Source organism: Streptomyces sp. NPDC057697, from assembly GCF_042799335.1.
GTDB lineage: Bacteria > Actinomycetota > Actinomycetes > Streptomycetales > Streptomycetaceae > Streptomyces.
Window position 1 is genome coordinate 110,769 of record NZ_JBHVJA010000018.1, and the last position, 11,582, is coordinate 122,350.

2 protein-coding genes are annotated in these 11,582 nt (G+C 69.1%); both read left to right on the plus strand.

Going from position 1 to position 11,582, the window contains the following annotated elements:
• Positions 1-26 precede the first annotated feature (26 nt).
• Positions 27-10,811, plus strand: a complete 10,785-nt coding sequence (locus ACFVFH_RS32785) for a type I polyketide synthase (RefSeq protein ID WP_383775646.1) — start codon at positions 27-29, stop codon at positions 10,809-10,811.
• A gap of 22 nt (positions 10,812-10,833) precedes the next feature.
• A partial coding sequence (locus ACFVFH_RS32790; RefSeq protein WP_383775649.1) for a beta-ketoacyl synthase N-terminal-like domain-containing protein occupies positions 10,834-11,582 on the plus strand: 749 nt, incomplete at its 3' end.

An 11,582-nucleotide genomic window follows, 5' to 3' on the forward strand; every position in this document is an offset into this window, starting at 1 on the left:
AGAAGCTGCGCGACTACCTCAAGCGGGTGACGACCGACCTGGCCGAGACCCGGCGCCGTCTCGGACAGGCCGAGGCAGCCCGTCACGAGCCCATCGCGATCGTCGGCATGGCGTGCCGGTACCCGGGTGGTGTCGAGTCGCCGGAGGATCTGTGGGAGCTGGTCGCCGAGGGCAGGGACGCGATCGACGTCATGCCCGACGATCGCGGCTGGGACATGGACGCCCTCTACGACCCGGACCCGTCGAGCGTCGGCAAGACGTACTCCCGCGAGGGCGGCTTCCTGCGGAACGCGGCCGAGTTCGACCCGGCGTTCTTCGGGATCTCGCCGCGTGAGGCCCTGGCGATGGATCCGCAGCAGCGGTTGCTGCTGGAGACGTCGTGGGAGGCGTTCGAGCGGGCGGGCATCGACCCGGCGACGCTGCGGGGGAGCCGTACCGGAGTCTTCGCGGGTGTCATGTACCACGACTACGGCGCGCGCTTCGGCACGGGCGCGGGTGCGGCCGCGCCGCCGGAGGGCATCGAGGGGTACGTCGGCAACGGCAGCGCCGGAAGCATCGCGACCGGCCGTATCGCCTACACCTTCGGCCTGGAGGGGCCGGCGGTGACGGTGGACACCGCCTGCTCGTCGTCGCTCGTCGCGCTGCACCTCGCCATCCAGGCGCTGCGGCAGGGGGAGTGCGGCCTGGCTCTTGCCGGAGGTGTCACCGTGATGGCGACGCCGGACACGTTCGTCGAGTTCAGCCGTCAGCGGGGGCTGGCCGCTGACGGCCGGTGCAAGGCGTTCGGGGCGGGTGCGGACGGCACCGGGTGGGCCGAGGGTGCGGGGATGCTGCTGGTGGAGCGGTTGTCCGACGCCCAGCGCCTGGGGCACCGCGTGCTGGCCGTCGTGCGGGGCAGTGCGGTCAACCAGGACGGTGCGTCCAACGGTCTCACGGCGCCCAACGGGCCGTCCCAGCAGCGCGTGATCCGACAGGCGCTCGCCGCCGCGAATCTGACCCCCGAGCAAGTCGACGTAGTCGAGGGACACGGCACGGGCACCGTGCTGGGCGACCCGATCGAGGTGCAGGCACTCCAGGCGACGTACGGGCAGAACCGGACCGACGAACAGCCTTTGTGGCTGGGGTCGTTGAAGTCCAACATCGGGCACACGCAGGCCGCCGCGGGCGTCGGCGGGATCATCAAGATGGTGATGGCCTTGCGGGCCGGTGTGCTGCCGCGCACCCTGCACGTGGACGAGCCGTCGCACCAGGTCGACTGGTCGGCCGGTGCGGTACGGCTGCTCACCGGGGCGACGCCGTGGCCGGAGGCCGACCACCCGCGCCGGGGCGCGGTGTCGTCGTTCGGTGTCAGCGGCACCAACGCGCATGTGATCATCGAGCAGGCTCCGGAGCCGGACACCGAGGCGGACGATGAGGTGACGTCCGCCGTCAGCCCCGCTCTCCTTCCCTGGCCGATCTCCGCGCGCGGCGTCGACGCGGTGCGCGCCCAGGCGGCCCGGCTGCACGCGCACCTGCTCGCCCACCCGGACCACACCGCTGCCGACGTCGCGTACTCGCTCGGCGCCACCCGTGCCGCGCTTCCCCACCGTTTCGTCGCGCTCGGCACCGACCGCGCCGAACTCCTCGACGCCGTGGCACGGTTCGCCGAGGGTACAGAGGGTGCAGAGGTCGCGACGGGCACGGGGACGCAGGGCGCGACCGCGTTCCTGTTCTCCGGTCAGGGTTCGCAGTGGGCCGGTATGGGACGCGAACTCCGTGACCGCTTCCCGCGGTTCCGGCAGGCCCTCGACGCGGTGTGCGCCGTACTCGATCCGCTGCTCGAACGGCCCCTGCACGAGGTGATGTTCGCCGCGCCGGGCACCGAGGAGGCCAAGGCACTCGATACCACCGGCTGCACCCAGCCCGCCGTCTTCGCCCTCGAAGTCGCCCTCTTCCGGCTACTGGAGTCGTGGGGCATACGGCCCGATGTGCTCGCCGGGCACTCCATCGGCGAGATCGCCGCGGTCCATGTCTCCGGTGTCCTCTCGCTGGAGGACGCCTGCACCCTGGTCGCCGCCCGTGGCCGGCTCATGCAGCAACTTCCGGCCGGCGGCACCATGGTCGCCGTCGAGGCCGACCCCGACGAGGTCCTGCTGCTGCTCGCCGGACACGAGCACGAGGCCGGCGTGGCCGCCGTCAACGCGCCCGGCTCGGTCGTTCTTTCCGGCGCGGACACGGCCGTACGGGAGATCGTCGCCGTGCTCACGGAACGCGGCCGCCGCACCAAACGGCTCCGGGTCAGCCACGCCTTCCATTCGCCGCTGATGCAGCCGATGCTTGACGAGTTCCGGCGCACCCTCCGGGGTGTGACCTTCCACGAGCCGAGCATTCCGATCGTGTCGACCGTCACCGGCGCCACCGACCCGGAGGAGATGCGGACCGCCGACTACTGGGTCACCCACGTCCGTGCCACCGTCCGTTTCGCCGACGCCATCACCGAGCTCCACACGCAGGGCGTCGGCCGCTGGGTCGAGGTCGGCCCGTCGGCTGCACTGCTGCCGATGGTCCAGCAGACCCTGGACACGCTGGACGGGCCAGTGGACGCGGACGGTGACGGTGAGGCCGACGCGGCCGTCCCCCGCGTTCCGGCGGTCGTTGTCTCCGTGCTCCGCCGCGCCGAATCGGAGGAGAAGGCGCTGCTCACGGCCGTGTCCCGGCTGCACACGGCCGGCACGTCCGTCAACTGGGCGGTCGTCCTCGAAGGGCTCGGCGCCCAACGGGCGGACCTGCCCACCTACGCCTTCCAGAGGCAGCGGTACTGGCTCGACGTCCCCGTCGGCACCGGCGACATGAGCGCGGCGGGCCTCGGTGCTGCCCACCACCCACTGCTCGGCGCGTCCGTCGCCCTCGCGGAGGGCGACGGCGTCCTGCTCACGGGCCGGCTCTCCCTGGCGGCCCAGCCCTGGCTGGCCGACCACATCGTGGAAGGGGTCACGCTCGTTCCGGGCGCGGCCCTGGTGGAGCTGGCATTGCGCGCTGGTGACGAGGTCGGCTGCGGTCGCGTCGACGACCTCACCCTCGAAGCGCCGCTGGTGCTGCCGCCCGAGGGCGCCGTGCAGGTGCAGGTCACCGTCGGATCGCCCGACGAACGGGGGGAGCGCCCCGTCCACGTGTACTCCCGACCACAGCCCGACCCGCAACACGCCCAGAGCGCCGACACCGGATGGACCCGTCACGCCACCGGCCTCCTCGTCCCGAGCACACCCGTCCCGGCACCGTCGAACGACTTCACCGCCTGGCCGCCGCGCGCCGCTGAACCGGTGGACGTCGAGGGCTTCTACAACAGCCTCGCGGACCGCGGCTACTCCTACGGTCCCGCCTTCCAGGGCTTGCTACGCGCCTGGCGACGCGGAGAGGAACTGTTTGCCGAGGTCGCCCTGCCCGAACAGCAGGCATCCGTTGTCGGCGGGTTCGGCCTGCACCCGGCCCTCCTCGACGCCGCCCTTCACTCGATCGGACTGACCTCCCTCGTCGCCGACGGTGCCACCCGGCTGCCGTTCGCCTGGTCCGGGGTCTCCCTGTACGCGGTCGGCGCCACGGCACTGCGCGTGCGGATCGTACCGACCGGCCCCGACAGCTTCTCGGTGACCGCGGCCGACCCGACGGGCGCGCCGGTGGCCGCTGTCGAGTCGTTGAACGTGCGCGAGATGTCGCGCGATCAGGTGATCGCGGCCATGGGCACGGCTTCTGCAGGGGTCGGCGCCGACTCGCTGTTCGGGGTGGAGTGGGTTTCCGCGGTCGGTGGTGGCTCGGTGGAGGCCGGTTCGTGGGCGGTGCTGGGTGCTGGCGGTGGGCTTCTGGCCGAGGGTGGCCGGGTGTTCGCGGATGTGGATGGGCTGCTTGCGGCGTCTGGTTCGGTTGTTCCGGGCACGGTTGTTGTGGAGTGTGTGCCGGTTGGTGGTGGTTCGGTTCCGGATGCGGTGCGGGATCAGCTGGCTGATGTTCTTGGTGTGGTGCAGCGGTGGGTTGCTGAGGAGCGGTTGGCGGATTCGCGGTTGGTCGTGGTGACGCGGGGTGGGGTGGGTGTGTTGGGTGGTGAGTTGGTGGATGTGCGGGTTGCTCCGGTGTGGGGTTTGGTGCGTGCGGCTCAGTCGGAGTTTCCGGGGCGGTTCGTGCTGGCGGATCTTCCGGTGGGTGCGGGTGTGGAGGAGCTGGCGGCTGGGCTGGGGTGTGGTGAGTCGCAGTGGGCGGTGCGGGACGGGTCGGTTCGTGTCCCGCGTCTGACTCGTGCGCAGGCAGGTATCTCCGGTGTTCCGGCGTTCGGGGAGGGTCCGGTGCTGGTCACTGGGGCGTCCGGTGCGCTGGGTGGGCTTGTGGCCCGGCATCTGGTGTCGGTGCATGGTGTGCGGGAGCTGGTGCTGGTCAGTCGGCGTGGTCCGGCGGCTGAGGGTATGGACGTGCTGTGTGATGAGCTTGCCGCTCAGGGTGCGGCTGTAGAGGTGCAGGCGTGTGATGTGGCTGACCGTGACGCGTTGGCGCGGGTCCTGGACGGTCGTGAGCTGACGGCCGTGGTCCATGCGGCGGGTGTGCTGGATGATGGTGTGCTGGAGTCCCTGGACGCGTCTCGCCTCGACGGGGTGTTGCGTCCGAAGGTGGATGCCGCGTGGAACCTGCACGAGCTGACCCGTGGTTTGGACCTGGCCGCGTTCGTGGTGTTCTCGTCCGCTGCGGGTGTCTTCGGGAACGCGGGTCAGGCGAATTACGCTGCGGCGAACGTGTTCCTGGATGCTCTTGCCCAGGCTCGTCGTGCTGAGGGTTTGCCTGGTCTGTCGTTGGCGTGGGGTCTGTGGGCCGGGTCGAGTGCGATGACCGCAGGGCTGGGTGAGTCGGACCGTCAGCGGATCGCACGGCTCGGTGCGGAAGCGCTGGGCGAGGCGGAGGGGCTTGAACTGCTCGACCGGGCGCTCGGTGAAGGCGCCCCGGGGCTTGTCGTACCGGTGCGGCTCAGCCGTTCGGCGCTACGTGCCCAGGCTCAGGAGGGCACCCTGCCCGCGCTGCTGCGGGCGTTGGCGCCCGCGACAGTGCGACGTCAGGCCGCGGCCGGGGCGGCGGGCGCAGCTGCGGGCGGTGGCGCGTCGATCAACCGTCTGACCGGCCTGTCGTCGGCCGAACGGGAACAGTACGTCGATGACTTGGTGCGCCGCGAAGTCGCGGGCGTCCTTGGCCACGCCACCCCGGACGCCATCCAAGCCACGCAGCCCTTCACGGAGCTGGGCTTCGACTCGCTGACTGCGGTGGAGTTGCGCAACCGCCTCGCCGCGGTCACAGGACTGCGCCTGCCCGCCACGCTCATCTTCGATTATCCGACGTCCGCTGCACTGGCCGACCGCGTCCTGAATGACCTTGTTGGCGACAGTGGCGAAACGCCTGAGAATTCCACCCGCACCGTCGTCATGGCCCATGACGAGCCGATTGCGATTGTGGGGATGGGGTGTCGTTTTCCGGGGGGTGTGGTTTCTCCGGAGGGGTTGTGGGAGGTGGTGTTGTCGGGGGCGGATGTGATTTCTGAGTTTCCGGTGGACCGTGGCTGGGATGTGGAGGGGTTGTACGATCCTGATCCGGATCGTCCTGGGAAGACGTATGGGCGTCGGGGTGGTTTCCTGGATTCGGTGGCGGATTTCGATGCGGGTTTCTTCGGGATTTCGCCGCGTGAGGCTCTTGCGATGGATCCGCAGCAGCGGTTGCTGCTGGAGACGTCGTGGGAGGTGTTCGAGCGGGCGGGTATTGATCCGGCGGCGTTGCGGGGTAGTCGGACGGGTGTGTTCGCGGGGGTGATGTATCACGATTATGCGTCGCGGCTGCGGGAGGTGCCGGGGCATCTTGAGGGTTTGATGGGGACGGGTAATGCGACGAGTGTGATTGCGGGTCGTCTTTCTTACACGTTTGGGCTTGAGGGTCCTTCGGTGAGTGTGGATACGGCGTGTTCGTCGTCGTTGGTGGCGCTGCATCTCGCTGTCCAGGCGTTGCGTGCGGGTGAGTGTGAGTTGGCGCTCGCGGGTGGGGTGACGGTGATGGCGACGCCGGAGGCGTTTGTGAATTTCAGCCGTCAGCGTGGGTTGGCGGCTGATGGTCGGTGCAAGGCGTTCGGGTCGGGTGCGGACGGCACCGGGTGGGCCGAGGGTGTGGGGATGCTGTTGGTGGAGCGGTTGTCCGACGCCCGGCGTCTGGGGCATCCGGTTCTTGCGGTGGTGCGGGGCAGCGCGGTCAACCAGGACGGTGCGTCGAATGGTCTCACGGCGCCCAATGGGCCGTCGCAGCAGCGCGTCATCAAGCAGGCGCTCGCCTCTGCCGGCCTCACTCCCGCTGACGTCGACGTGGTGGAAGGACATGGCACGGGGACGTCGTTGGGTGATCCGATCGAGGTGCAGGCGCTCCAGGCGGCCTATGGGCAGAACCGCACCGACGAACGGCCTCTGTGGTTGGGGTCGTTGAAGTCGAACATCGGGCACACGCAGGCTGCCGCGGGAGTCGGCGGGATCATCAAGATGGTGATGGCGTTGCGGGCGGGTGTGCTTCCGCGCACGTTGCATGTGGAGGAGCCGTCGCCGCATATCGACTGGTCTGCGGGTGAGGTGCGTCTGCTCGGTGAGCAGATGGTGTGGCCGGAGTCGGGCGGGGCGCGGCGGGCTGGGGTGTCGTCGTTCGGGTTCAGCGGCACGAACGCGCATGTGATTCTGGAGGAGGCTCCGGCACGCTCCGCTGATGAGGGTGCGGTGGAGTCTTCTCTGCCGGTGGTCCCGTGGGTGCTCTCGGGTGCTTCTCCGGAAGCTCTGCGGGCGCAGGCCGCGCGGCTGGGGTCGTTTGTTGCCGGGCGGGCTGAGTTGCGGCCGGTGGACGTGGCGTTCTCTCTTGCGACGACGCGTGGGGCGCTGGAGCACCGGGCGGTGGTGATCGGTACTGAGCGGGACGAACTCCTCACTGCACTGAACGCGTTGACGGAGTCTTTCGCGGCCGTTTCGGGGCGTACTGCGTTCTTGTTCACGGGTCAGGGTGCTCAGCGGTTGGGTATGGGGCGCGAGCTGTATGACGTCTTCCCGGTGTTCCGGGATGCGTTGGACGAGGTGTGTGCGGAGCTGGATGGGGTGTTGTCGCGTGGTTTGCGTGAGGTGATGTGGGGCGGGGACGGGGAGGTGTTGTCGCGGACGGAGTTTGCTCAGCCGGCGTTGTTCGCGGTGGAGGTGGGGTTGTTCCGGTTGTTGGAGTCGTGGGGGGTTGTGCCGGATGTGGTGGCGGGGCATTCGATCGGTGAGATTGCTGCTGCTCATGTGAGTGGGGTGTTGTCGTTGGGGGATGCGTGTGTGCTGGTGGCGGCGCGGGGCCGGTTGATGCAGGCGTTGCCGGGTGGTGGGGTGATGGTGGCGGTGCAGGCGTCCGAGGCGGAGGTGCTGCCGCTGCTGGAGGGGATCGGGGGCCGGGTGGGTGTTGCGGCGGTGAACGGGCCCGAGGCCGTGGTGGTCTCGGGTGCCGGGGCCGAGGTCGAGGGGGTGGCTGCCGTCCTGGAGGGCCGGGGTCGTCGGGTGAAGCGGCTTGCTGTGAGTCATGCGTTCCACTCGCCGTTGATGGAACCGGTCCTGGAGGACTTCCGTACGGTGGTGGAGGGGCTTTCGTTCCGTGAGCCGTCGGTTCCGTTCGTGTCGGCGGTGACCGGTTCGGTGGTGGGCGCGGAGGTTGCCGCGCCGGGGTACTGGGTGCGGCATGTGCGGGAGGCGGTGCGGTTCGCGGACGCGTTGCAGGCCCTGGACGGGCTGGGTGTTCGGCGGTTCGTGGAGGTGGGCCCGGATGCCGTACTGACCGGGCTGGTCGGGCAGACGTTCGAGGCGGGTGTGGCCGCTGTGCCGGTGCTGCGCCGGGATCAGGGCGATGCGCGGGCGTTGATGTCCGCGGTGGGTCGGTTGTATGTGGCCGGGGTCTGGGTCGACTGGTCGGCGGTGCTTGCGGGTGGTCGGCGGGTGGAGTTGCCGACGTATGCCTTCCAGCATGAGCGGTACTGGCTGGATGCCCCGGCTGGGGCCGGTGATGTTGCGGCTGTGGGTCTGAGTGCGACGGGGCATCCGTTGCTGGGGGCTGCGGTGGAGTTGGCCGGGTCGGATCGGATGGTGTTCTCGGGTCGGGTGTCGGTCGCTTCCCAGGGGTGGCTGGCGGATCACGCGGTCTACGGCACGGTTGTGGTGCCGGGGGCTGCACTGGTGGAACTGGCGTTGCGGGCCGGGGACGAGGTGGGTTGCGGTCGGCTGGAGGAGTTGACGCTCCAGGCGCCGCTGGTCCTTTCGGAGGCTGGTGCGGTGCAGCTTCAGGTGTCGGTCGGGGAGACGGATGCAGAAGGCCGTCGTACGGTCGAGATCCACTCGCGTCCTTGCGATCTGGCTGGTGCCGGGACCGGGGAGTGGAGCACACACGCGGACGGCGTCCTGGCGGCCACCGATGCCGTTCTCGGCACATTCGACGGGCCCTGGCCGCCCGCCCGTGCCACGCCGGTCGACGTTTCCGACGTGTACGACACGCTCGCTGCCGAGGGCTTGGTCTATGGGGCGGTTTTCCGCGGGCTGCAGGCTGCGTGGCGGCGCGGTGACGAGGTGTTCGCCGAGATCGCGCTGCCGGAGGAGGCTGCGGACGCGGCGGATGCGTTCGGGCTGCACCCGGCGCTGCTGGATGCCGCTCTGCACGCGATCGGTTTGCTTCCGCTCGCCGACGGCGAGGGGATGCGGCTGCCGTTCGCATGGTCGGGGGTGGCCCTGCACGCCGTGGGTGCCAGGGCGCTGCGGGTGCGGATCGCGCCGGACGGACGCGAGGGCGTGACCGTGGACCTCTTCGACGAGGCAGGAGTGACAGTCGCCCAGGTCGAGTCGCTGAGCCTGAGGGAGATGTCGAGGGAACAGATGGCGGCAGCGGCTTCGGCAACAGCAGGCGAGTCGCTGTTCGGGGTGGAATGGGTGCCGGCGCAGGCGACTTCCAACACGGTCGGCGAGGCATGGGCCGTGCTGGGGGATTCGCCTCTGGGCGATGGTGGTCTCGCGTTCGCGGATGTGGATGAGCTGCTTGCGGCTTCCGGTTCGGTTGTGCCGGGCACGGTGGTGTTGGAGTGTCCGGCGGGTGAGAGTGCGGGTTCGGTACCGGTTGCGGTGCGGGATCAGCTGGCTGATGTTCTTGGTGTGGTGCAGCGGTGGGTTGCTGAGGAGCGGTTGGCGGATTCGCGGTTGGTCGTGGTGACGCGGGGTGGGGTGGGTGTGTTGGGTGGTGAGTTGGTGGATGTGCGGGTTGCTCCGGTGTGGGGTTTGGTGCGTGCGGCTCAGTCGGAGTTTCCGGGGCGGTTCGTTCTGGCGGATCTTCCGGTGGGTGCGGGTGCGGAGGAGCTGGCGGCCGGGCTGGGATGCGGCGAGCCGCAGTGGGCCGTGCGACAGGGCACTGTGAGCGTTCCCCGTCTGGTGCGGATGCAGGCCGAGGCGAACGGTGCTGCATCGTTCGGGGAGGGTCCCGTGTTGGTCACCGGGGCGTCCGGGGTGCTGGGCGGGCTTGTGGCCCGGCATTTGGTGTCGGCGCATGGTGTGCGGGAGTTGGTGCTGGTCAGCCGGCGTGGTCCGGCAGCCGACGGAATGGCCGAGGTGCAGCGTGAGCTGACTGAGGCGGGGGCGACCGTAGAGGTACTGGCGTGTGATGCGGCTGATCGTGACGCGTTGGCGCGGGTCCTGGACGGGCGTCGGCTGACCGCCGTGATCCATGCGGCGGGTGTGCTGGATGACGGTGTGCTGGAGGCCCTGGACGCGTCCCGCCTCGACAAGGTGTTGCGTCCGAAGGTGGATGCCGCGTGGAACCTGCACGAGCTGACCCGTGACCTCGATCTGTCGGCGTTCGTGCTGTTCTCGTCCGCTGCGGGTGTCTTCGGGAACGCCGGCCAGGGCAACTACGCTGCGGCGAATGCGTTCCTGGACGCTCTTGCCCAGGTTCGTCGTGCTGAGGGATTGCCCGGTCTCTCGTTGGCGTGGGGGCTATGGGCCGAGGCGAGCGCGATGACCGCAGGACTGGGTGAGGCAGACCGTCAGCGGATCGCGCGGCTCGGTGCGGAAGCGCTGAGCGAGACCGAAGGGCTTGAACTGCTCGACCGGGCGGTCGCGGGTGACCAAGGCGGCGGCCTGTTGGTCCCCGTACGACTCAACCTCCCCGCCCTCCGTACGCTCGCCGACTCCGGACGGCTGCCCGCGCTGCTCAGTGGGCTCGTCCGCACCCGGTCCCGGCGTGCCGCGGAGACGGCGACGGGCAGCAGCCGCGGTCTGCGTGAACGACTCGCAGGTATGAACGAAGCCGAAGCCGAACGGCACCTGGTCCATCTGGTGCGCAGCGAGGTCGCCGCCGTCCTCGGGCACGTGTCTCCGGACCTCGTGGGCCCGAAGAGGTCGTTCACCGAGCTGGGCTTCGACTCGCTGACTGCGGTGGAGTTGCGCAACCGCCTCACCGCGGTCACAGGGCTACGCCTACCCGCCACGCTCATTTTCGACTACCCGAACTCCGCCCTGCTCGCCGAACAGATCCGGCTGGAGATCATGCCGGAAGAAGCCGCGTTCGAGCAGGACGACCCCGAGGAGAAGGCCTTCCGGGAGGCCATTTCCGCCATCCCCATATCCCGATTCCGCGCGGCCGGTCTGCTGGACCTGGTACTGCAACTCGCCGATCCGGAACGGCAGCAAGAGACCGCTGTGGGAGGTGAGGAGACCGAATCCATCGACGAGATGGACGTCGACAACCTCATTCGCATGGCACTCGACGGAAAAGAATCCTGACCCACCTCGTATTCCGGAGCACATCATGGCAACGCCCAACGAAAAGGTCGTCGAAGCACTTCGTGCCGCACTCAAGGAAACGGAGCTGCTGCGCCAGCAGAGCAACGCCCTGCGCGCCGCCTCCAGCGAGCCGATTGCGATTGTGGGGATGGGGTGTCGTTTTCCGGGGGGTGTGGTTTCTCCGGAGGGGTTGTGGGAGGTGGTGTTGTCGGGGGCGGATGTGATTTCTGAGTTTCCGGTGGACCGTGGCTGGGATGTGGAGGGGTTGTACGATCCTGATCCGGATCGTCCTGGGAAGACGTATGGGCGTCGGGGTGGTTTCCTGGATTCGGTGGCGGATTTCGATGCGGGTTTCTTCGGGATTTCGCCGCGTGAGGCTCTTGCGATGGATCCGCAGCAGCGGTTGCTGTTGGAGACGTCGTGGGAGGTGTTCGAGCGGGCGGGTATTGATCCGGCGGCGTTGCGGGGTAGTCGGACGGGTGTGTTCGCGGGGGTGATGTATCACGATTATGCGTCGCGTCTGCGGGAGGTGCCGGGGCATCTTGAGGGTTTGATGGGGACGGGTAATGCGACGAGTGTGATTGCGGGTCGTCTTTCTTACACGTTTGGGCTTGAGGGTCCTTCGGTGAGTGTGGATACGGCGTGTTCGTCGTCGTTGGTGGCGCTGCATCTCGCCGTCCAGGCGTTGCGTGCGGGTGAGTGTGAGTTGGCGCTCGCGGGTGGGGTGACGGTGATGGCGACGCCGGAGGCGTTTGTGAATTTCAGCCGTCA